Origin of the sequence: Methanolobus sp. ZRKC2, assembly GCF_045291185.1 — an archaeon.
In the GTDB taxonomy this organism is placed as follows: domain Archaea; phylum Halobacteriota; class Methanosarcinia; order Methanosarcinales; family Methanosarcinaceae; genus Methanolobus.
In genome coordinates this window covers 1247403-1269456 of sequence record NZ_CP146980.1, presented here as the reverse complement: position 1 = coordinate 1269456, position 22054 = coordinate 1247403, and the positions used below count along the sequence as shown (strand labels likewise).

Genomic DNA, 22054 nt, shown 5'->3' with positions numbered 1-22054 from the left:
CTGGAAGGTTAATTCCAATCAGGTCATGTGAAAAAGTATTTAAGGAATAAACCTCTAGTGAATGCTCGCTTGCATTACTATTTCTTGCACAAATAATGTTAAATACAAAAAATAGTATATACAGCCGAGTCATGTTCTATTGTTAGAATACATTACCCCGGATTCGGGGTGTGCCGGGCTTTTCGACCCCGGGGCTACGGGATGCGTTGCATCCTTAAGGAGGAAATTTAATGGCAGACGAAGAAATAAGACATCTTGTCCGTATCATGAATACTGACCTTCAGGGTAGTCAGCCTGTAATAAATGCGCTGACTGGCATTCGTGGTATAGGGATGAGGACATCAAAGGTTATTGTAGAAAGCACCGGCATTGACCCGAAAGCGGTCATAGGATATCTCTCAGATGAAGACATTGCGAAGCTCGATGAAGCTATCGGCAACTTTGAGACGAAAATGCCAAAATGGATGCTTAACAGGCAGATGGACCCACTGACAGGGGATGACAAGCACCTCCTTGGACAGGACATTCTCCTTACTTTCAGGGAAGACATAAACACTCTCAAGAAGATCAGGGCATACCGTGGTCTCAGGCATGAGAGAGGTCTTAAGTGCAGAGGTCAGAGGACAAAATCCACCGGCAGGCGTGGTTCAACCATTGGCGTAAGCAAGAAGAAGTAATACTAAGGTGATTTTATGGGATATCCAGGTAAAAAAAGAAAGAGTTATGATACTCCAAAGCACCCCTGGCAGGCAGCCAGGATGGCCGGTGAACTTGAGCTTGTTAAAAAGTATGGTCTCCGTAACAAGAAGGAACTCTGGAAGGCACACAGTGTCCTGAGAAGGTACAGGGCGGATGCCCGCAGGCTTCTTGCAGAATCTGCAGAAGGAGAACTCACAGGTCACTTGAAGACCGAATCTGACCAGATCCTTGCAAGGCTCATTCGCTACTCAATACTTCACGGCGATTCCAATGTTGATGATATTCTTGGTCTGCAGACCGATTCCATTCTGGAGCGCAGGTTGCAGACACAGGTCCACAGGCTCGGACTAGCACGTACTCCAAAACAGGCCAGGCAGTTCATTACTCACGGTCACATTGCGATTGATGGTAAGAGGGTTACAGTTCCCGGTATGCTTATATCAAAGGACGAAGAAATGCGCATAGACTATTATGGCAAATCACCGCTTACCAGCGAAGGGCATGCAGAAAGGCCTGCACAGGTTGCTTCATCTGTAGCAGGAGTAGCAAAGGAGGAATAAATTCATGGCTACAAACGGAATCTGGGGCGTTGCTCACATCAAATGCTCATTCAATAACACTATCATCACAGTGACAGACATCACCGGTGCGGAAACATTAGCCAAGTCTTCCGGTGGAATGGTTGTAAAAGCTGCACGTGATGAAAGTTCACCTTATACTGCCATGCAGATGGCAAGCCAGCTTGCAGATATACTCAAGGACAAGGGAATCGAAGGAGTTCACATCAAGGTGCGTGCACCTGGTGGGAACAAGCAGAGAAGTCCGGGTCCTGGAGCACAGGCTGCAATCAGGTCATTTGCAAGGGCAGGTATCAAAATTGGAAGGATACAGGATGTAACTCCTGTGCCACATGACGGAACCCGTCCAAAAGGCGGAAGAAGAGTATAATCTAAAGCGGATACTGACTCATGACAATGGAAATAGACGTACTGGAGATATCTGAGAGGTCTGCAAAATTCGTATTGTCTAATGTAAGTGCGGCCTTTGCGAACGGTATAAGGAGAGCTGCTCTCTCCGATGTACCTACACTTGCAATTGACGATGTCAATATATACAACAATACGTCTGTCCTCTTTGACGAACAGCTTGCATTAAGACTTGCTCTTATTCCTTTAACTGCAAACATGGATGACTTCGTGCCCATGCAGGAATGTAGCTGCGGTGGTTCTGAATGTCCTGGATGTAAAGTTTCCCTGACGCTCAGCGCTGAAGGACCAAAAATGGTATACTCGGGTGACCTTATTTCCTCTGATGAAACAGTGCGCCCTGCAGATCTCAATGTACCCATAATTGATCTGAAGGAGGGCCAGAAGGTCGTGCTTGAAGCTATAGCTCATGTGGGTTATGGTTACGATCATGCCAAATGGCAGGCAGGTGTTGCTTGTGGATATAAGAACATGCCTGTTGTTACATTCACAAACTGTGACAAATGTGGTGCATGCATTCAGGAATGTCCTCAGGATATCATTAAAATGGGACCTGAAAAGGCTGAAATCTCAGACGAAGATATTCTGAAATGTATACTCTGCAAACTCTGTCAGGAAAAATGTGAGATCAATGCGATTAAAGTTTCCCAGGATGAAACTTCTTTCATTCTGACTATGGAATCGGACGGCTCTTACACTATTCAGGAGTTAATTATAAATGCAGGGACGAACATTAAGGACAAAGCCGCCCGGATGGGGGAAATCTTAGATTCCCTGTGATCCGGCCAGGAGATTTTTCTCCTGAATATTTATTTGATCTGCACTTGTGCGGGGGTTGCCCAGCCAGGCCAAAGGCGCTAGGTTGAGGGCCTAGTCTCGTAGGAGTTCGTGTGTTCGAATCACACCTCCCGCACCATATTTTATCATTTCAACTTCATCAGACTTTAAGTAAAATGCGTTAAATTATTTCATTCATAATTCTTGTGCGGGGGTTGCCCAGCCAGGCCAAAGGCGCTAGGTTGAGGGCCTAGTCTCGTAGGAGTTCGTGTGTTCGAATCACACCTCCCGCACTATGTGCTATATTGTGGACTCTGCTTTTTCTTGTTTCAAGGATTTTTAATGTATAATGCTCAATATATCTCATTTTTTATCATATTCACAAAATATCATATTTTCATCAACAGATTTAACACATTGTTGATTTTTGTTATCAGAAGACTTTTTACTGATTTTATGTCCAGAGTGAATATATACTGACAAATTCCAATCATGCATTGGGCGTATATGCTCCATGGAGTCTAACAATAAGGGGGAGTGAATATGGACAAAAAATTCAGGGAAACAGAACAAGAAAGAGAAGATATTCGTACTGAATATACAACTGCAAAAAGTAGAAGAGAAGAAATTGAAGACATAGAAAAGAAGGAAAGAGAAGAAATTCTTAGCAAAGACAAGAAAATGAAATAACAACAGAATGCAGAAGGCATCTTTAATTATTTGTCTATCTGCAACATATGAGTGCTCAAGGATTTAAACAAATCTCCTGGGCATGTACTCATTTTATTAGATTTTCAAAGCAACTGAACTTTTACGTCTCGCTAAACAGAAATCCTATCATTGTCCAGTTGCAGCTGTCTCATATACAGAAACAGAGGTAACCCAAGAGAAACTCCTACCAACAATGTTGCTACCACTGGTAGCCAGAGTTTCTTCATATGCAGTCTTCTTCCTTCAGTTGCAATAAATACTAACAGTACAATGGCAGACACAATAACATCCATTGCAAAAAAGCTGCTTATATCGCTGGCCAGCATTTGCTCAACGAACAACTGGATATCTATTCCGTTTTCCATCAGGAAGGAAACAAAGTAGAAGTATGGCAGGATAAATCCAGCAATGCACAATATAAGGTATACATTCCGAAGTTTCATAAATTCAGAACCTTTGTGAGCTATACACAAAGTTTCTCTTTTAAGGATATATTTTTTATGAATAATGGAGGAAATCAATGTTGCATTTTTCCTGTTTTTGATATACTCCTCATATCGTTAACTTCCGCCTTTCCAAGCACTTTCAGGAAATGGGCAGCACGAACTGCAGTTTGTTGTTTTCTCTCTTCTATACGGGTCTGGTAGACTCTTATAGAACGAAGAAAATCAATCTTGCGGAATTCAGGCCAGAAAGGAGCACAAAAATAGGATGCACACTCGTTTCCATTTGCCTGCCAGGGGAGAAAATTCGAAACACGTTCGTCTCCCCCTGTTCGAATGATTAGGTCAACGTCAGGAAGTGCTGTTCCTCCGGAAGGATAAAGGTGGTTGGATATAGTATCTTCGTTGATATCCTCAAGGGCTATCTCACTTCTTTCAACCTTTGCTGCTATCTCTCGGACAGCTTGTACGATCTCCTGCCTTCCACCATAGGCAATTGCAACATTAAGATTGAACTTGTCATACTTTGACGTTACAAGTTCAGCGTTCTTTATGGATTCCTGTAACTGTTCTGGTAATTTTTCTATGTCACCGATAGCATGGACTCGCATTCTTCTTTCATGAGTCCTTTCATCCTCTCCTATCTCGTCGAACCTGACTTTTATCAATTCGAAAAGATTAGCTTTCTCATCATTTGGCCTGTTAAAATTTTCGGTTGAAAAAGCATAAATGGTCAGATGATCAATGCCCAGCTCACAGGACCACTCTATGACTTTTTCCGTCATGTCTGCTCCCTTTACATGTCCAAAGACATTAATCTGGCCAAACTTTCGTGCATACCTGCGATTACCATCCATGATAATTGCAACATGCCTCGGAATCGGGGCATTTTTGACTTCTTGTGTAAGAAGATGTTCATATCCTCGATAGATCAACTGAGGTATGCGCTTCAATAAAGGACACCACTTCTTTTAGATTGCTTGCAAATCAACGGAAATATCTGCGTTTTTGATAATTCAATATATAAGAATAACACGATATGTGCAATTAATAATTTTCCAGAACAGTTTTTACAATATCTCTATAATCTTCTTTCAACAAATAGATATTATGATCACCAGTCACATCAATGCTAAGTATTCCTAATCTGGTATTCATAAGGCCTACCATTGCTGAAACACCTCTGTAACTTACATCAAAATCAGCGTTGTGAAGATGTTCGTAAACGTCGCCTGTAGTGAATTTACCCCCTTTGAGGAATAATTTCAATACGACTTTACGTATACCTGTGTCATCGCGACTAAGATATTTTATGAGTCTCTCCCTTACTCGCTCTTCTATCGTTTCCAGTACAAACACCTCTTTTTTTTATATGTTACTTTCTCTTATAAAACTATTGTACTTGTAATCGTAAACCCGTGAGGGCAATGAAAATCGTACTACTTATATCATCCTAACATATATAATTTGGCTTTCAAACAGGCATCTTTTCGACTATTAGTCCCTTTTCAAAAGGATATCTCTCTATAATGTACATTTCATCAGTTTTTTGCCGTAATAGTTCTGCAAGATCTTCCAGTACCCACCATGCAGTCTCAATCCCGGATTCTGTTATTTTTACCAGTTCATCAGGTATGCCTTGCTCTAGGAAGCAATCAATTACTTTTTGCATGGTTCTTTCATCCTTACAGATGACCTGTCCGTAAATTATGGTTCCGTCTTCAGTAATTTCATCAAAATCCCTTGCAGTGTTTTGAGCAATGCGTATCAGGCGTTTCCTGAGCTGAACTGCATCTTTGTAAGTTGATGAGCAGAAGTGCATTTTGGAGGCTACCGGAACTATCGTCCGTGCAAGCTCCCTTGAGCCTTCAACAGCATTGGATATATCGTTCTGAAGTGTAAAACCATGCAACTTCATATCCTCTGCATTGGAATCAGAGAACTCCAGTTCATTAAGGTTCAGGAAACAGTCCATTTTTCGAGTGAAATCTGCTATCTTTTCAACACCTTCAATTGCAGGAATTTCAATTCCAACCTGTAAACCATTTTCCTTTGCACATTCAATTGACATGGAATAATTGCTCTCTTCGATGCTGTCCCAAAGGTCTGCCGGTGGATGGAACCTTATTTCATTCAACCCGGCATCAGCAAGTCTGACGATAACATCCCTTTCAGGGGCCAGCGATGTATAAAGATGAATATGATGATCCTTTCCAAACTCTGATTTCAGCACTCTTATGTAATGAAGTACTTCCTTGAGTTTGAGAAGTGGTTCCCCTCCGGTGATACCAGTGCCAAGAGCATCCATCTGCCTTGCTTCTTCGATTATGTCCCTGTCGGAATTGATGAGTCTCTCATTGGCATAAACCACCTCATTTCGTCTCTCATGGGACACCGGGCAATAAAAACAATTCCTGGGGCATATTCCAGTAACGAAAAGCACCATCTTGGCTCCAAGCTGGCACAGCTTACAGCCTTCTGATAAGAATGTGTTAAAAGACCCTGTCTCACTCTGGCTCAATTCACTCATTGCGCAATCTAACGTTTGTATGTATATAAGGCTTGGTAAAACCATTCCTTATTCAACATCTTAATGTAAAATAGTTACATGCTACAACCGGATGGAAGAGAAGAATGGCCATATTGCAGTCATTGGTTGCAGGAAATGCGGTAAATGTAACAATGTCTGTCCTCAGGGAGCCCTGTACAAGGTGGATGGGATTGTGCGGGTGGATTATAGCAGGTGTACCTTTTGCATGGAATGTATCAGGGTCTGTCCCAATAAGGCCCTGATTTACATGGAATGAACATTATTTCTTCTTGATCTCCCCGCCAATTGAGAACGCTTTCCCGAGTATTTTTCCTACTCCGTGGTAGTTTCTGGTCTCCGGTGCGAACACAATTGCTTTAACTTTTTCAATATCAGGTGTTCCACTTTCACTCAGTATGGATTCGTTGGCCTTGATGTCAACGATCTCTCCTATAAATTGCGTGTGGAGCCCAATCTCAAAACTATGAATGAGCTTGCATTCCAGAGCAATCGGGAACTCTTCTACGTAAGGAGCGTACACCAGCTCACTCTTTACTGGCGTGAGGCCTGCCACTTCGAACTTGTCCGCATTTTCGCCGCTTTCCATGCCGAAATAATCAGTATGTTTAACGTATTCTTCTGAAGGTATGTTGACAGTAAAAGCTTCTTTTTCCATGATATTCGTGTAACTTTGGGTTGCTTTCCTTAATGATATGCTGATACACGGAGGATCCGAGCAGGATATTCCTCCCCAGGCAATGGTTGCTGCATTGGGGTTGCCGAACATATCATACGTACCGATCACCCATGCAGGTGTCGGGAATGCAAGTGGTTTAGCTCCTATGGATATTTTCATGAATCTGACTCCCTGTCAAAATAGAGACTATTGCATATTGAACCTTGCGGAATGCAGATGATAATGTCCGGGCAAGCTTTCAGAGTATAATTTCATCCTGATGCTAGCATTAAGAAAATTCTCTTCCTATATCAGGAACGCTTAATATAGTCGATGAACAATAGTTTCACATAGCTTCCTTCAGAATATAATAGCAGTAATGTATTCTTAAAATAACGGAGTATCACGTATGGGAATATACACGGTCTCACAATTGAACGATTATATCAAGCATCTGCTGATAAGTGACCCTCAACTTAGTCAGGTATGGGTCAGGGGTGAGATCTCAAACCTTACTAAACATAGCTCTGGTCACTATTATTTTACACTGAAAGATAAAGGCAGCCAGATGAGCTGTGTAAGCTTCAGGTCAACTAACAGGTCACTGAAATTCGACCCGGAATCATCCATGAAAGTACTGATATTCGGCTCTCTTGATGTATATACCGTACGAGGGCAGTATCAGCTTCGTGTTCTGGACATGCGCCCGGATGGCATAGGTGAGCTGTACAAGGCATATGAACAACTCAGGACCAAGTTACAGGAAGAAGGATTATTCGAAGTATCCCGCAAAAAGCCCATTCCGCGTTATCCGCATAGAATAGGGGTCGTGACATCTCCGACGGGTGCTGCGATACATGATATACTGAATGTGCTCAAGCGCAGATATCCCGTAGATGTGCTGCTGTCCCCGACAATCGTACAGGGTGAGATGTCAGCGGATAGCATCGTGAGTTCCATTGAGAAACTCAACCATACGGATGTGGATGTCATTATACTTGGAAGGGGTGGAGGTTCATTGGAGGACCTATGGTCGTTCAATGAAGAAATAGTTGCAAGGGCCATATACGACTCATCTATTCCTATTATCTCTGCTGTGGGACACGAGACTGATTTTACAATTGCCGATTTCACAGCTGACCTGAGAGCACCCACCCCTTCAGCTGCAGCAGAACTGGCAGTACCTGACAGTTCCTACCTTCAGATGCATATCCTGTCACTTTCGGAGCGTATTGAAAAGGCTGCAATACGAAACATATCCACATATTCTGAAAGACTCGATTATCTACGCAGCAGACTGGAACCGGAAAAACTCAGTGATATTTTGCGGCAGAATTTCCAGAGAGTTGATGAACTCACTCTCAGGATGGAGCGTCTCTCCGGAAGAATAATAGAATCAAAACAGTCATTACTTTCCAACCTTGCAGGCCGGTTGAATGCCGTAAGCCCCCTAAAGACATTGGAAAGAGGCTATGGCATTGCAATCAGGACTGATGACCGAAAAGTAATCCGCAGTACGGAAGATGTGTCTGAAGGTGATGGTGTCGGTGTGATCGTGAGTAACGGAACTATAATATGCAATGTAAAAGGAATTTCTAATGATCATGTTCGAGATATCGGAAATTAACGGAGGAAATAATGAAAAAGCTGGAAAATGAAGAAGAAGACCCGAAAATAAAAGTCGATCATGAAGAAGTCAGCGAGGATATGAGCTTTGAGGAGTCTCTCGACCAGCTTGAATCCCTTGTGGACAGACTGGAAAGAGGTCAGTTACTTCTTGATGAAAGTCTTGAATTGTTTGAGAGGGGTATGAAACTGGCACGTATCTGCAACAAAAAATTGTCCCGGGCTGAAAGGAAGATTGAAGTGCTCATTGAAAAGAACGGCAAGCTTAAGACTGAGGACTTCATCGAGGATGAATAATGGGGTGGCCAAATTAATGAGTAATGGTTTTGACGGTCAGAAATACGAAAAGTCTTCTTCACACCAGAAAGAATGGGGAGAGAGACTTATCAAAGAGATTGACCTGAAAGGCACGGAACATATACTGGACCTTGGCTGCGGAAACGGTCTAATCACAAAAGCCCTGGCTGAGAGAGTACCCGAAGGAAGTGTTGTCGGAGTTGACAGTTCATCTTCTATGCTTGAAAGGGCACGCTTCCATCAGCTTGATAACATGGAGTTTCGGTTGCTTGACATAAGCGATATAATTTTTGATCGAGAGTTCGATATTGTTTTTTCGAATGCAGCTATGCATTGGGTCAGGGATCATGGCAATGTACTCCGCAAAATATACGCTTCTCTTAAATCAGGTGGAATTATGAGGATGCAGTTTGCAGGCGAGGGAAACTGTCCTACTCTTTCAAAGGTACTGGAAGAATCGATGTCTTCCGCTGCATTCGAGCAACTGTTTCAGGATTTCGAATGGCCCTGGTATATGCCTGACGCAAATAGCTATGAAGATATGCTCTCATCTGCAGGATTTATGAAGTACAGGGTATGGATGGAGGATGCTGATCGCAATTTCCAGGACGATCAATCTTTTGTAGGATGGATTGAGCAGCCAAGCCTTGTTCCTTTCATGAATGCACTGCCGGAGGAAAGCTATGCTCTTTTCAGGGATACGGTTATCGAAAAAACAAAGGCAGCAGCTTTACAGGCAGATGGTACCTACTTTGAGGCTTTCAGGCGAATCAATGTCTTTGCTGTAAAAGAATAAAAAAGAATAAAGAGCAGAGTTTCAGAGCATTATTTTTCATCCTCTAAGTATCTTCTCACGAGCAAAAACGCACTACTGCCAGTCAGCACTATAAGGAAGATAGCTATCACAAGCCCTTCCTGGCTGAAGTCCTGCCATGAATGTACTGATGCCCACATACCGCTCCTTGTTACAAAGGTAGCAAATATCACAAGTATGAACGAAAGCACTGCAAGCAGAGGCGCAAGAAATCCGTATTCTCCATATGATACTCGTGTTCTTGCATGCAGGAATGCAGTGGATGTGATCCAGGGTATAAGGGATGAAGTTTCCACAGGGTCCCAGGTCCAGTACCATGCACCCCATCCAAGTACTTCATATGCCCAGAATCCTCCAAGCCCGATTCCGAGTGTGAGGAAGAGCCATGCTACACGCATCCAGTCCTTTGCTATATCTGTCCACCTGCTGTCCTTTGTAAGCAGATTTGCGATTGCTGCTGCAAAGGGTATCGTAAATGCAGCATATCCAAGGAAAAGTATGGGGGGATGCACTGCCATCCAGGGGTTGCGGAGCAGGGGATTCATGCCCTGGCCGTAGGGAACATCATGGAGTACGACAAAGGGATTCCAGTTCGTAAGTTCAACTCCGATACCTTCCACTACGTGGTAGGCAGCAAAGGGATTCTTCAATACCAGAAGTAGCAGAAGTACTGAACTTATTGCAAGTGACGTCATTCTGGTGATATCCATGAGCCTGGTACCTGCAAGGTGCTTTGTGGGATTTGTGTATTGCATCAGAAGCAACATCATCAATATTGCCCAGGCCCAGAGTAGTAGTGATCCTTCCTGACCGGCCCAGAGTGCTGATATCCTGTAGTACCATGCCAGGTCAATGCTGGAATGGCTGAATACGTAATCATAGGATGCATTCACAACAAGAAGCTGGAATACCAGTACTATCATCGAGAGTGTGGTTGCAGCAGCACAGAAGAATTCCATCCTTTTTGAAAGGATGCCGAATTTGTGCCTGCTGGTAATGATTTTACCAAGAGATAATACTGTTGCTACGACACATGTGATGAAAGCAATCCATATAAGTATCATTCCAACATTCATTTTCTTCCTCCCTTGGTTATTTTATTTTTATTCCCGGGAGATTCCTTCGCATCTTTCCTGCGGTCGGTTATTAAGAGTGCGATAATACCAATGACCATGAGATACATCCCTCCCCACAGGAAATTTATGAAAGGTACGGTTCTCATATAGATGTCTATTTTATCTTCCTGGAGATCTACAACCCTCGGTGCTACGAACAGTTCTTCGGTGAGTCCTCTGTGGATGTATGTTGTAGTGTAGCTCTGTCCCCATTTGAAGTCGGTTATATATTCCATCCGGCCTTCCCGGAAGTATTCTCCTCTTTTATAAATCTCAAAATCTATTTGAGTAACATACGATGACCCGGGGTATTGCTGATATGCATTTCCTTTATATGAAGAATCCATTCCTGTTATCTTCAGGACGTAATTCTGATTAGGAAAATGAGCCACCTCATTTGAGGAGACTACGCTTGTTCCCTCTACTTTCATATTTGAGCTCAGTACGATTCCGAGGAGGATAAACAGTATTCCCAGATGTATCAGATGAGCACTAAATCCCCTGACTTTCTTTCTCAGGGGTTTTTGGCCAAGGGCTTTTATTATCTTGTAGATAGTTGCCATAAGAGCAACTGCAATGATAGGAACAGAAACATCAATCGGCAGGTTTCCGAAAGGAGATATGATGGCAAAGAAAATAGATAGCAAAGCATAACCGCCGACTACCACTAATGTGTTTTTCTGACCCATATAACCCACAAGGAGGCAGGTACTCAGGATAAGTACCAGTGCTGCAGTTGGCAAAGCGGTCCTGTTGTTGAAGTACTCAGGCTCAAGGCTTATTTCAACCCCGGTCGTGAGTTTTGCAATAAGAGGTGTAATCATCCCCATCATTATTATCGTCGCCAGGAGCAGAAAAACAATTACTGTGGCGAGCATTGTATTCTTTGATGTTAGAACAGGTTTTTTGTCTTTCATCGTTTTCCAGCCAATGTCTGCAACATATATATAGTATAGAGTTGCAGACTGGGGCTTGCGATAATTTATATAGTTGTTACGCTCTCATGCAAATAACTGGAATATTATACAAAACGAGTTTTGATAACATGATGGAGATAGTGCTAACTGCTGTGTGGCTAATGCTTCCGGCTTATATCCCGAACTCGACTGCTGCTGTCTTTGGTGGTGGAAAACCCATTGATGGTGGCCGAACGCTCAGCGACGGAAGACGTATCCTCGGTGACGGGAAAACCTACAGGGGACTTGTGGCCGGTACTTTGTGCGGAATGCTGCTGGGCTTGCTTCAGACATATTATCTGGCGGTCAATGGCACAATATTTGGGGTAGAACTGCCTTCCTTCGGGGAGCTCCCCGGTGGCCTGGTAGTAATCTTTACGCTCGCCTTTGGTTCTCTTTTTGGTGATATGTTCATGAGCTTCTTTAAGCGAAGGCTGGGGCTGAAAAGAGGTGCACCGTTGCCTGTAATTGACCAGCTTGATTTTGTTTTTGGTGCATGGTTGCTGACTTATATAGCATCTCCTGTGTGGTTTACTGAAAATTTCACTTTCGGAGTTATCATTGCAGTGCTGATAATTACGCCGTTGCTGCATTTTGTGACAAATGTCATAGGTTACTTCATTGGGGTCAAAAATGAACCCTGGTGATCAAAGAGCTTAGATTGACAGGGTTTTAGGATTTAATGGGTGAGGCTTATATTCAGGCTCATACTTAATTGTTGGAACTTAGAGTTAGATAATTCAGGTACAGAGTTAATCAAAAGTTATCAGAGTTGTATTCATGGTAAAGGAATCTTTTAACGATAAACAGTCACTGATCGATGCCCTGAAAGAATGTGGAGCTGTCAGGTTCGGAGATTTTACTCTTGCTTCAGGGAAGAAGAGCAGTTATTATGTAGACATCAAAAAGGCAAGCACTGATCCGCTGACCCTCAAAAAGATTGCAAGGGAAGCCACCACCTTGATCCGTGATATGCACGTGGATTCTGTTGGAGGAGTTGTTCTTGGAAGTGTTCCGCTTGCTACTGCAGTATCACTTGAATCGGGATTACCTCTGGTGCTGATCCGTAAATCCGATAAAAGTTACGGGACTGGCGGGCGTTTTGTAGGAGATGTCCGGGAAGGTTCTAAAATTGTCCTGCTTGAAGATGTGACTACCAGTGGAGGCTCAGTCAAGGATGCCATTGAGGCTATTCGTGCTGAGGGTGCCATAGTTGAAGCTGTGGTAACAGTAGTGGACCGTGAATCAGGTGCATCGGAAAATCTGGCATCTATGGACGTAAAACTTGTTCCACTGGTCAGGGCAAGTGAACTTGTCTCGTCTCCACAATAGTTTTCCTGAGAAGAAAAGGTAAATTATTTATTTCAGGAAATTGAACTTTGTGATATTCTAAATCCTATTAAACAATAAGGTAAAGAAATCGTATTTTAGCATCTATCAAATTTATCACACACTTATTATCAGCATTTTTAAAACGAGGTTTAAGTCATGAACATTTTAGTAGTCGGTGGTGGCGGAAGGGAGCACGCTATAATAGCAGCATTGGCAAAGAGCAGGAAAGACCCTTCTCTGTACGCAGTAATGTCAAAGAAGAATCCGGGAATTGCACATCTATGTGAGGATTTTTTGCTGGAGAAGGAAACCAATGTTGAGAAAGTGGTCGAGTTTGCTGCCAGGCACAACATTCAGATCGCAGTGATTGGTCCTGAGGCTCCTCTTGCAGCCGGACTTGCCGATGCACTTGAGGATGCGGGCATTAGTGCTGCAGGCCCCAGAAAAGCAGTTGCGGAAATAGAGTTCAACAAAGCATGGGCACGAAATTTCATGAAGGAGAACAATATTGCCGGATGTCCCGAGTTTGAAGTATTCGACGAAAGGGAGCCAATGGATGCTTTTATCGAAAAGCTTGGTGATGTTGCTATCAAACCTGCAGGTCTTACAGGTGGAAAAGGCGTCAAGGTCATGGGTGACCAATTGCCTGATCTGGACGCGGCCAAAGAATATGCTGCAAGCCTTCTTGATGGGGATAGCGTTGTGGTTGAGGAAAACCTCAAGGGCGAGGAATTTACCCTTCAGGCTTTCGTTGACGGTGAAAATCTTGCTTTCATGCCTACAGTACAGGATCACAAGCGTGCCTTTGAGAGTGATCTTGGTCCTAACACCGGTGGAATGGGTTCGTACAATGCGCCGGGAGAGATACTTCCTTTCCTGATTGAAAATGATGTAGTTCAGGCAAAACAGATCATGAAAGATACAGTAGTTGCATTGAAGAAAGTAACCGGTGTGGGCTACAAGGGTACATTGTACGGACAGTTCATGATAACTCCTAACGGCCCCAAGGTCATTGAATTCAATGCCCGTTTCGGTGATCCTGAAGCAATGAACGTTCTGCCACTTCTGGAGACCGATTATGTGGATGTTCTCTCTGCAATTGTCACTGAAACCCTTGACAAGCTTGATGTCAGGTTCAGCGGAAAAGCTACCGTCTGCAAATATGCGGTTCCTGCAGGCTATCCCGATAACCCTACAAAGGACCGGGAAGTTGTAGTAGGCGACATCGGAGAAGCACTGATATTCTATTCAAGTGTCTATGAGAAGGACAATAAGGTCTATACAACTGGTTCAAGGGCTGTGGCTGTTGTAGGTATGGCTGATTCAATACAGAGAGCTGAAGAGATTGCTCAGAATGCACTGGAGAACATAACCGGTGACCTGCATTCCAGGCGGGATATCGGTACCAAGGCCCTTATACAAAAACGTATTGATCATATGAAAACGATACGTGGAAACTAATAATAATGGATGATACCATGAAGCACCTGCTATCGATGACCGATCTTTCCCATGAAGAAATAATCGAATTGCTGGATATGGCAACGGACCTGAAGGAAAAACGCCAGAGGGGTAAAGTCACAGACCTGCTGAAGAATAAGAGTATCGGTATGATTTTTGAGAAATCATCAACCCGTACCAGAGTTTCTTTCGAGGTAGCTATGTCAGATCTCGGAGGTCATGCCTTGTATCTCAATACAAGGGATATGCAGGTTGGAAGAGGAGAAACCGTAGCCGATACCGCTGCTGTGCTTTCACGATATCTCTATTGTATTGTTGCCAGGGTATACAGTCATGATACTGTAAAAGAACTGGCTGAACATTCCAGCATACCTGTGGTAAATGCACTTTCTGATCTGGAACATCCCTGCCAGATAATTGCTGACCTGATGACCATCCGTGAATATAAGAATCGATTGACAGGTCTGAAATATGCCTGGATCGGTGACGGTAACAATGTTTGTAACTCTGCAATTCTGGGCTGTGCCCTGGTAGATATGGAAATAGTTGTTGCATGTCCTCCTGGCTATGAACCGGATGAAAATATAGTTGAGCAGGCCAGAAAAATGGGAGGCAAGGTCACGGTAACCCATGATCCTGCCGAAGCTGCAAGGGATGCAGATATCATTTATGCTGATGTGTGGGTTTCCATGGGAGATGAGGAAGAGCGCGAAAAGCGTTTAACGGAACTGGCACCCTATCAGATTAATTCAGAACTTGTAGACCTCGCAAAGCAGGATGTAATAGTTATGCATTGCCTCCCTGCACATCGTGGTGAAGAAATTTCCGCAGAGGTTATGGATGGTCCTCATTCTGTGGTTTTCGATCAGGCTGAAAACCGCCTGCATGCCCAGAAAGCCCTGCTATTGAAATTAATGTGCTGAACCGCTTATTCAAACACAAGCTTTAACTAGAAAAAGCGCTACTAAACAGCATTCAGTTTGCGGGAGTTGCCCAGCCAGGCCAAAGGCGCTAGGTTCAGGGCCTAGTCTCGTAGGAGTTCGTGTGTTCGAATCACACCTCCCGCACCATACGTTTTTTAAATGTCACTTATGAGCATTGATCTTTGTTTGTAATTCTCAAAAAATTCTTTACCCCATTCTGAAGAATTCCGGTTAAAGCTCAGAAGAGTCTTATTATCATATTGTAATTTTTCGTTAAATAGCATGAGCATAATACAATGATCATTCTGGGCGAATTTCATGAATTCGATATTATCAGGATACAGGAAAAGTTCGAAACTTCCGGTATTTATGCAATTCATGAATTCTTTTGCATGGCTCTCTTTAATCCGCTTTAATAGTTCGTTGTCAACTATCATTGATATTTGCACCTGTTTCTCTATCCACTCATTTAAGAGTGAATCAAAATCAGGATATAAGAACCTGCAAATAAAAGACGCTGAACTTGATTCGAAGGTCCTGTCGCGGAAATCATTGTTAATGCCATGTAAGTCCATTGAACTGGGTTCTGTTATTTCACAATCTCCAAGTTCACTGATCCTTTCAAGGAGATTTTTGGGGAGAAATTCTAAGTTTCGGGTTCCCCAGTAGTCAATATCAATGTCAAGGATATCAACGGTTTTCAGAAAAGGTTCAATTTCATCAACTACTAATTTACCGATAGTTGTCAATTGGTAAACATCATTGAATTGGGTAATTAAGTGATAATCTTCCAGTATCCTGATTTGAGGGAGTAATGCCGGCCTGTTAGTTTTCAGATGCTTGAGAATTGTTTTCATTACTTTTGGGCCGCTGTTCAATAACAGGAGCACTTTCTTCCTTTTCTCTGATGCAAATACTACGTCAATTAAGGGTTTCTTCATAGTCCGACACACTTCTTTAACTTATCATTCCCCCAAACGATAAACTTCAAGTGATTTATTACTCTCAACCTAGCGAAGTTGTCATGACATTTAAACTTATTGAAATTTAACCTTAAATCCCGGAAAACAATAAAAAATCCCTGCCTTTCTAGTGGCCTGGCAGGATTACATTTTAAACAAAGCCTGTGATTTTTTCCTGAACTGATGATGACATTGCTGGACTGATCTATTCAAACCTTAGTCATTTCCAGGAGACTCTGGCCGGCTCTCTTCCAGGTATGTTCCTTACTTTGTACATGGGGTAACCAAACATCATTGCATATTGCACAATATGACCCTCAGGCAGGTCAAGTTCTTTAATGAGTAGTGGATATTCCGATGCGGCCATTTTCAAAAATCCAGCCCAACAAGTCCCAAGGTCAAAAGCCGGAGCAGCGAGTTCAAACCATGAAAGGGCAATTATACTATCTGTGAATGCCATTGGATTTTCTTCAGCAGCGTACGCAATCGCCACATGCGGTGCTCCATGACAAATGGGATCTTTTCCTGCTTCATATGCAGAGATGAGTGGAGGCACAATTGTTTTTAATGGGTGCATTTCTTCACTGTCACGGATGCCGCGCATCCAGTCGATGCTAATCCGGGTCAGTTCACGTACTTCTTCAGGATCATGTATAATAAGCCAGTGAACAGGCTGGTTATTCATTCCGGATGGCGAATAACGGGCAATGTCAAGAATTTCCTCAATTTTTTCCCTCTTTACTATTTCATCTGTATAGTTACGGACGGAACGACGCTGTCGCATGTAGACTCCTATTTGCCCGGGTGTAATTCCATGCCTTTCTTCTTCAGATATGGTTGAATGTGTTGTATTGAACTCCGGTGAAATGGAATCTTCAGGGCAGAAAGCTTCACAGTTTCCACATTTCGTACAAAATACACCCACTTCATCCGGCATGAAAGGCATGCCTTCACTGTCCGGGACAATCAGGTTCACTGGACATATTTCCATGCATGTGCCACACTTCGTACACGTATCAGGGTTAATCAAAATACTTTTCATACTATCCAACTCATTTAATAATCAGCGACCCTACGTGATAAATATTTGTGCTACTGTCAGTCAGCTACCTGTAACACTTCTATATCTTCGGGCTATATAGCAATAGCATGGCAAGTTACAAGATGCTGGTCAAGGATGTAATCAAGCAGGCAGACGTACTTCTGGAAATTGTGGATGCACGTTTTCCTGACGAGACAAGGAACAGTGCTGTCGAAAATGAAATAAGCCGCTTCAACAAGCCATTCATCATCGTTCTGAACAAATGTGATCTTATCTCAAAAGAGAAACTTGAAAAAGCTAAATCCCGTTTTTCCAAGATAGCCCCAACCGTATTTGTCTCAGGTAAGGACAGGTACGGCACGACTATTCTCAGGCACAAGATACTGGAGGTCGTCGAAGCTTCCAAAATCAAAGACCGGGATATTCTGGTAGGCTGCCTTGGTTATCCCAATACAGGTAAATCATCTGTTATCAATGGTGTTACAGGAAGGCACAGGGCCGGAACCTCTGCAGTATCCGGGCATACAAAAGGTGTGCAGTATGTAAACGCCGGCTCACGCATCAAGTTTATCGATACTCCCGGAGTGATACCCACCGATGAATTCGATGAGATTATGCAGGGTCTTCTGGGAGTGAAGGATGCCACGCATTTGAAGGATACGATTGGTGTTGCCCTTAAGATCATCGAAGTGATGTGTTCCGGGAACCGGGCTGCTCTGGAATCTTTTTATAAAGTATCTATTGAAGATGAGGATGCCTACGAGGTACTTGAACTTATAGGTCAGCAGAATAAGTTCTTGAAGAAAAAGGGCGAGGTTGATGAAACAAGGACTGCTATCCGGATAATCCATGACTGGCAAAAGGGACAGTTTATTGTCTGAGTTTTACATAGGAATTATCTATGTCAACTAATATGGGAAAATATTTCGGGGTCTGCACTTCTTATCATCATTCTAAGGGCTGCAACTGTCCGACGTGTCCTTCGTATCCTGAAAATGGGATGTATATGTTCTGTTCGAAAGGTAAAAGTTCGAAATCCGAAAAGAAGGCCGGATGCTTATGTAAAGAATGCGAGATATACCTGAAATTCAGGTTTGAGGGTGATTATTTCTGTAGAGATTAACTGCAGAAAATCATTATCGACACAAAAATAAAAGAAGAAAAAATGGAATCATTCTGATTCCATTGTCTGGCTTTCGATTTTGAACATTTCCAGCTTCTGTCTCAGTGCATCTGCCATGTTGCTAAGGTCCTGTGCAGTATCTGTGAAATCTCCCATCGATGAAGCCTGTTCTTCAATGGCTGCTGCAACTTCCTCAGTTCCTGCTGCCGAGCTTTCACTGACGGCTGAAACTTCTTCCAGGGATGCGGTTATCTCCTGGATGGACGCAGACTGTTCCTGTGCTGAAGCAGCTATGTTCTGTGCCATACCTGCAACTTTTCCGCCACCTTCAACGATACTCTTTACAGCATCAACTGTTTCGTTAAGTGCTGCTGCCCCACTTGCAACAGTACTGGTGCCACGTTCAACAGCTTCTACCGCCTCACCGGTTCCCTGCTGGATTTCCTGAATGAGCAGGGATATCTGCTGTGCTGCATTGCCAGAGTCTTCTGCAAGTTTTCTGACTTCATCCGCAACTACTGCAAAACCTTTCCCGTGATCACCTGCCCTGGCAGCTTCTATAGCAGCATTCAGTGCGAGGAGGTTTGTCTGATCTGCAATATTGGTAATCAGGCTTACGATTTCGCCGATTTCCCTGGATTTGTGATCAAGTTCCCTTATAACATTTGCAGAGTCTCCTGAAGCTTCCTGTATCTCATCCATCTGTGAAAGTAGCATTTCTGACTGGTTGCCAACTTCTCTTATGAGATTACTTGCTGCGGTTGCGGTTTCGGCTGCTTCCTGCGCACTGCTCGCAATTTCCTGTACATTCGTTGTCATGTCAACCATGGCCTTTGAAACCTCATCTGCCCTGCCTGACTGGCTCTGTGCACCGGATGATATCTCTGAAATGGTATGGGATATTTGGTTTGAAACAGAACTCATTTCATGTGATGTGCTAAGGATTCCGCCGGATGTGGATGTTATCTGGTTCACGCTATTGTTGACTTCCTTAACCAGTTCCCTCAGGTGCAACGTCATTTTATCCATTGCAATAGACAGTTGTCCTATCTCATCTCGTGAATCATCTGCAACATTCACACTCAAGTCACCTTCTGCGATCTGGTTTGCAGCAAACAGCATCTTGTCGATTGGCTTTGTTAGTGTCCTTGAGAATCCAACAGCTGCAAGTGAGCCAATTATGGCGACTGCCAGGATTGCCACAGCAACTCCGTATTTTATATCGCTTATGGACCCTTCGAAATCTTCAAGGTAGCTTCCTGAAGCTATGAACCAGTCCATATCTTCATAATAAGTGTAGGCAAGTACTTTTTCTCTTCCTTCCCAGGTATACTGGATGTATCCTTCTTTTGTGGCTATGATTTCCTTAATGAAGTCCTGATCGTAGACATTTTCACCTTCCATTGTCGGGTGTGCTATAAGATCTCCGTTGGAATCCATTATAAACATGTAACCGGTTTCACCTATTACGATGTTGCTGAAGTGGTCTTTTATCTTACTCAGGAACGGCTCTTCTTTGACACCCACGTATAAAATTCCTATAATTTCTCCGGATGTGTCCTTGATTGGCTCATAAGCTGTTAGATACCATGCATTTACCACCCATGCTCTTCCGTAGAATGTTTCTCCATTTTTTACCACGGCATCATAAACAGGTTGGGATACTGTCGTGCCTACTGCCCTTTCCCCTTCATCGTTAATTACATTGGTAGAAACACGCACTGCTTGATTGTCAATAACCTGGAAAACTGTTGCAGTTCCTCCTACCATATCTTTAATACTGTCGACGATCTCGTAATTGCCGTTAACCACATGTTCATCGCCAATAACCATTTCTCCGTCTACTATTTGTGGTTCACCTTCAGTATAGAAAAGGCTTCTCGCAACTTTCAGATCACTATTAACTTTGTCCTGTGCAAGAGAAAATGTTGATTCCAAAGAGTTTTTTTCCAGCATCACCTGCTCTTCGAGCTTTATCTGTACCTCATTGTGTATGGCTTCTTCTGCCTGTATTCCTGCATAGACCCCGACAATCAAAGCAGGTACTATGGCTAATATTAATGTAAATATTATCAGCTTTTTGTTTAGTCCGACGTCACGAATGCGCATTCATTCTCCTCCAGAATTCTGGTCCATATTCCATCTATTAATATATCAAAATTAATAATAAATATATAAGTATATAAACACTTCTATAATATGTTCCATAACTTGGCGCCAGGTAACTTTTTTACATATTATAATTAAAATACTTACAAATAAAAAAATTATGTGTATTATATTTTAATCCTATTATATTTCATCCCAAAAACCTTTAACCTGTGATTTTATTATGGAAACCTAGTGACTTTCAATGAGGATACACTGTCTACAGCATCTTGAATTCGAGACTCTTGGCAATATAAACCAATGGGTTTGTGGTCGGGGTCATACTCTTTCAAGAAGTCTTCCCTATGCCAGTACACTGTTTCCTCAGCTCGATGACCTTGATCTTCTCATTATTATGGGCGGTCTTATGAGTGTGTATGAGGAAGACAGCTATCCATGGCTTAAACTTGAGAAAAAATTTGTAAAAAAATGTCTGAACGAAGGGAAAGCAGTTCTAGGTATATGTTTCGGGGCACAGATGCTGGCCGAAATACTGGGCTCACGTGTCTCAAGGAATGAGTATAAGGAAATCGGATGGCATAAGGTGAAAACAATAGATGGGAATGGAAAGTTTGCTTTATCTTCTGGTTTCCCGGAGGAGTTCACTGCTTTGCAATGGCATGGAGACACGTTCGCTCTCCCTGAAAATACGGTCCGCCTGTTCGAAAGTGAAGCATGCAGGGAACAGGGATTCATTTTCAGGGACAATGTACTTGCTGTCCAGTTTCATCCTGAAGTTGATGAGAGATGCATACAAGACCTGGTTGAGAACTGCAGAAGTGATTTAGTGTATGGCAGGTATATCCAAAATGAGAATGACATCGTTGACAGGCCTGATTTCATAGAGGGATCTGCATCCCTCATGTTTTACATACTTGACTGGTTTGAGTCTATCCATTTAAATAAAACAGATCTATGGAATCCAGGAAAAAACTTTCAGGAGGAAGACAATGGCAGATGATATTGATAACATGAAAATAGAAAAAATGAGGGAACTATGCAGGATGCGTCCTCTTATCTATTCTGATCTTGATCACCTGAAAAAAGGTTCCACCGGCTTTCTCCATAATAAGGGTTACTCTAGCCGGGAAATAGCTATTGCCCTGGAGCTGGACTTGAGGGAAGTAGAGAGCAACCTCAAAGGAACTGGCTTTGCGCTTGATTTTAGGAAAATAAGTAAGTACAGTGATGATCTGCCTGACAACATCGGCGATGTGATAAAGATCAGAATTCCGTCATTCCGTCCTGATGACATTCCTGTTATTGCCAGTGTCCGTGTAATTCAATGTATCCCAGGGAATGGGAGCTGTGGTTTGGTTGTAAAACTTCTGGAGGATGTAGATACCGTTTATCCTATGTTCGGTAAGAAAAAAGAGGGAGATGAAGCTGTTGTTCCTCTTGAATGGTATATCCACTGATATACCTTTATTTAT

General features: G+C 42.9%; 27 protein-coding genes and 3 tRNA genes. 20 read left to right on the top strand and 10 right to left on the bottom strand.

The window, feature by feature from the left end:
- Positions 1 to 230: 230 nt before the first annotated feature.
- The 7 genes from V7O62_RS05980 (at position 231) to V7O62_RS05950 (ending at position 3152) form a co-directional block, all read left to right on the top strand.
- A complete protein-coding gene (locus V7O62_RS05980; protein ID WP_406658094.1) occupies positions 231 to 677 on the top strand; it encodes a 30S ribosomal protein S13 in 447 nt (148 codons plus the stop codon).
- A 15-nt stretch (positions 678 to 692) separates the two neighbouring features.
- The gene (locus V7O62_RS05975) at positions 693 to 1259 is read left to right on the top strand and encodes a 30S ribosomal protein S4 (protein WP_406658093.1); all 567 of its coding nucleotides are present in this window, start codon (positions 693 to 695) and stop codon (positions 1257 to 1259) included.
- Between the two features lie 4 nt (positions 1260 to 1263).
- On the top strand, positions 1264 to 1647 hold the full coding sequence (locus V7O62_RS05970) for a 30S ribosomal protein S11 (protein WP_406658092.1): 384 nt from the start codon (positions 1264 to 1266) through the stop codon (positions 1645 to 1647).
- 20 nt (positions 1648 to 1667) lie between these two features.
- Positions 1668 to 2465 carry a DNA-directed RNA polymerase subunit D gene (locus V7O62_RS05965; RefSeq protein ID WP_406658091.1) on the top strand — a complete coding sequence of 266 codons (798 nt, stop codon included), beginning with the start codon at positions 1668 to 1670 and terminating at the stop codon, positions 2463 to 2465.
- 48 nt (positions 2466 to 2513) lie between these two features.
- Positions 2514 to 2601: transfer RNA gene (locus V7O62_RS05960), tRNA-Leu, on the top strand.
- Between the two features lie 69 nt (positions 2602 to 2670).
- Positions 2671 to 2755 (top strand) — tRNA-Leu (locus V7O62_RS05955).
- 250 nt (positions 2756 to 3005) lie between these two features.
- Positions 3006 to 3152, top strand: coding sequence for a hypothetical protein (locus V7O62_RS05950; RefSeq protein ID WP_406658090.1), 147 nt, complete (start codon positions 3006 to 3008; stop codon positions 3150 to 3152).
- 131 nt (positions 3153 to 3283) lie between these two features.
- On the opposite strand, the gene V7O62_RS05945 is transcribed toward V7O62_RS05950, so the two are convergent.
- The 4 genes from V7O62_RS05945 to V7O62_RS05930 form a co-directional block, all read right to left on the bottom strand.
- On the bottom strand, positions 3284 to 3616 hold the full coding sequence (locus V7O62_RS05945) for a DUF2834 domain-containing protein (protein WP_406658089.1): 333 nt from the start codon (positions 3614 to 3616) through the stop codon (positions 3284 to 3286).
- Between the two features lie 74 nt (positions 3617 to 3690).
- Complete coding sequence (gene uppS / locus V7O62_RS05940; RefSeq protein ID WP_406658088.1) at positions 3691 to 4569, bottom strand: polyprenyl diphosphate synthase; 879 nt, start codon at positions 4567 to 4569, stop codon at positions 3691 to 3693.
- Positions 4570 to 4663: 94 nt separating this feature from the next.
- Entirely contained in the window at positions 4664 to 4975 is a 312-nt protein-coding gene (locus V7O62_RS05935; RefSeq protein WP_406658087.1) for a DUF2551 domain-containing protein, read from the bottom strand.
- Between the two features lie 115 nt (positions 4976 to 5090).
- The gene (locus tag V7O62_RS05930; RefSeq protein ID WP_406658086.1) at positions 5091 to 6146 is read right to left on the bottom strand and encodes a radical SAM protein; all 1056 of its coding nucleotides are present in this window, start codon (positions 6144 to 6146) and stop codon (positions 5091 to 5093) included.
- Positions 6147 to 6237: 91 nt separating this feature from the next.
- Between V7O62_RS05930 and V7O62_RS05925 the strand changes: the two genes are divergently transcribed.
- Positions 6238 to 6423: a 4Fe-4S binding protein gene (locus V7O62_RS05925; RefSeq protein ID WP_406658085.1), complete on the top strand. Its 186-nt coding sequence runs from the start codon at positions 6238 to 6240 to the stop codon at positions 6421 to 6423.
- Positions 6424 to 6426: 3 nt separating this feature from the next.
- Here the strand turns inward: V7O62_RS05925 and V7O62_RS05920 are convergent, their stop codons facing one another.
- Positions 6427 to 7002, bottom strand: a complete 576-nt coding sequence (locus V7O62_RS05920; protein WP_406658084.1) for a flavin reductase family protein — start codon at positions 7000 to 7002, stop codon at positions 6427 to 6429.
- A 229-nt stretch (positions 7003 to 7231) separates the two neighbouring features.
- On the opposite strand from V7O62_RS05920, the gene xseA reads away from it, so the two are divergent.
- Genes xseA through V7O62_RS05905 form a run of 3 tightly spaced genes read left to right on the top strand, consistent with a single transcriptional unit; the run spans position 7232 to position 9541 of the window.
- The gene (xseA, locus tag V7O62_RS05915; protein ID WP_406658083.1) at positions 7232 to 8449 is read left to right on the top strand and encodes an exodeoxyribonuclease VII large subunit; all 1218 of its coding nucleotides are present in this window, start codon (positions 7232 to 7234) and stop codon (positions 8447 to 8449) included.
- Between the two features lie 11 nt (positions 8450 to 8460).
- Positions 8461 to 8745 carry an exodeoxyribonuclease VII small subunit gene (locus tag V7O62_RS05910; RefSeq protein ID WP_406658082.1) on the top strand — a complete coding sequence of 95 codons (285 nt, stop codon included), beginning with the start codon at positions 8461 to 8463 and terminating at the stop codon, positions 8743 to 8745.
- A gap of 16 nt (positions 8746 to 8761) precedes the next feature.
- A complete protein-coding gene (locus V7O62_RS05905; RefSeq protein ID WP_406658081.1) occupies positions 8762 to 9541 on the top strand; it encodes a class I SAM-dependent methyltransferase in 780 nt (259 codons plus the stop codon).
- 29 nt (positions 9542 to 9570) lie between these two features.
- Here the strand turns inward: V7O62_RS05905 and ccsA are convergent, their stop codons facing one another.
- On the bottom strand, positions 9571 to 10635 hold the full coding sequence (ccsA, locus tag V7O62_RS05900; RefSeq protein WP_406658080.1) for a cytochrome c biogenesis protein CcsA: 1065 nt from the start codon (positions 10633 to 10635) through the stop codon (positions 9571 to 9573).
- The gene (locus tag V7O62_RS05895; RefSeq protein WP_406658079.1) at positions 10632 to 11591 is read right to left on the bottom strand and encodes a cytochrome c-type biogenesis CcmF C-terminal domain-containing protein; all 960 of its coding nucleotides are present in this window, start codon (positions 11589 to 11591) and stop codon (positions 10632 to 10634) included. The genes ccsA and V7O62_RS05895 overlap by 4 nt, the downstream gene beginning before the upstream one ends.
- 128 nt (positions 11592 to 11719) lie before the next feature.
- On the opposite strand from V7O62_RS05895, the gene V7O62_RS05890 reads away from it, so the two are divergent.
- The 5 genes from V7O62_RS05890 (at position 11720) to V7O62_RS05870 (ending at position 15493) form a co-directional block, all read left to right on the top strand.
- Positions 11720 to 12277, top strand: coding sequence for a CDP-2,3-bis-(O-geranylgeranyl)-sn-glycerol synthase (locus V7O62_RS05890; protein WP_406658078.1), 558 nt, complete (start codon positions 11720 to 11722; stop codon positions 12275 to 12277).
- Between the two features lie 133 nt (positions 12278 to 12410).
- Positions 12411 to 12962 carry an orotate phosphoribosyltransferase gene (gene pyrE, locus V7O62_RS05885; protein ID WP_406658077.1) on the top strand — a complete coding sequence of 184 codons (552 nt, stop codon included), beginning with the start codon at positions 12411 to 12413 and terminating at the stop codon, positions 12960 to 12962.
- Between the two features lie 156 nt (positions 12963 to 13118).
- Positions 13119 to 14423 (top strand): phosphoribosylamine--glycine ligase, encoded by a 1305-nt coding sequence (gene purD / locus V7O62_RS05880; protein ID WP_406658076.1) that lies wholly within the window; start codon positions 13119 to 13121, stop codon positions 14421 to 14423.
- A gap of 17 nt (positions 14424 to 14440) precedes the next feature.
- Positions 14441 to 15346, top strand: a complete 906-nt coding sequence (gene argF / locus V7O62_RS05875; protein ID WP_406658258.1) for an ornithine carbamoyltransferase — start codon at positions 14441 to 14443, stop codon at positions 15344 to 15346.
- Between the two features lie 59 nt (positions 15347 to 15405).
- A tRNA-Leu gene (locus V7O62_RS05870) sits at positions 15406 to 15493 on the top strand.
- A gap of 8 nt (positions 15494 to 15501) precedes the next feature.
- Here V7O62_RS05870 and V7O62_RS05865 read toward each other — a convergent pair.
- Complete coding sequence (locus tag V7O62_RS05865) at positions 15502 to 16287, bottom strand: helix-turn-helix transcriptional regulator (RefSeq protein ID WP_406658075.1); 786 nt, start codon at positions 16285 to 16287, stop codon at positions 15502 to 15504.
- Between the two features lie 241 nt (positions 16288 to 16528).
- Complete coding sequence (locus tag V7O62_RS05860; protein WP_406658074.1) at positions 16529 to 17350, bottom strand: nitroreductase family protein; 822 nt, start codon at positions 17348 to 17350, stop codon at positions 16529 to 16531.
- Between the two features lie 107 nt (positions 17351 to 17457).
- Here V7O62_RS05860 and V7O62_RS05855 point away from each other — a divergent pair, with 107 nt between their 5' ends.
- Together V7O62_RS05855 and V7O62_RS05850 are read left to right on the top strand one after the other, a co-directional pair.
- Positions 17458 to 18231, top strand: coding sequence for a GTPase (locus V7O62_RS05855; protein ID WP_406658073.1), 774 nt, complete (start codon positions 17458 to 17460; stop codon positions 18229 to 18231).
- Positions 18232 to 18251: 20 nt separating this feature from the next.
- Positions 18252 to 18473, top strand: a complete 222-nt coding sequence (locus V7O62_RS05850) for a DUF2769 domain-containing protein (protein ID WP_406658072.1) — start codon at positions 18252 to 18254, stop codon at positions 18471 to 18473.
- A gap of 48 nt (positions 18474 to 18521) precedes the next feature.
- Here the strand turns inward: V7O62_RS05850 and V7O62_RS05845 are convergent, their stop codons facing one another.
- Positions 18522 to 20582: a methyl-accepting chemotaxis protein gene (locus V7O62_RS05845; RefSeq protein ID WP_406658071.1), complete on the bottom strand. Its 2061-nt coding sequence runs from the start codon at positions 20580 to 20582 to the stop codon at positions 18522 to 18524.
- A 244-nt stretch (positions 20583 to 20826) separates the two neighbouring features.
- Here V7O62_RS05845 and V7O62_RS05840 point away from each other — a divergent pair, with 244 nt between their 5' ends.
- Positions 20827 to 21582, top strand: coding sequence for a type 1 glutamine amidotransferase (locus V7O62_RS05840; protein WP_406658070.1), 756 nt, complete (start codon positions 20827 to 20829; stop codon positions 21580 to 21582).
- Complete coding sequence (locus V7O62_RS05835; RefSeq protein WP_406658069.1) at positions 21572 to 22039, top strand: hypothetical protein; 468 nt, start codon at positions 21572 to 21574, stop codon at positions 22037 to 22039. The genes V7O62_RS05840 and V7O62_RS05835 overlap by 11 nt, the downstream gene beginning before the upstream one ends.
- Positions 22040 to 22054 lie beyond the last annotated feature (15 nt).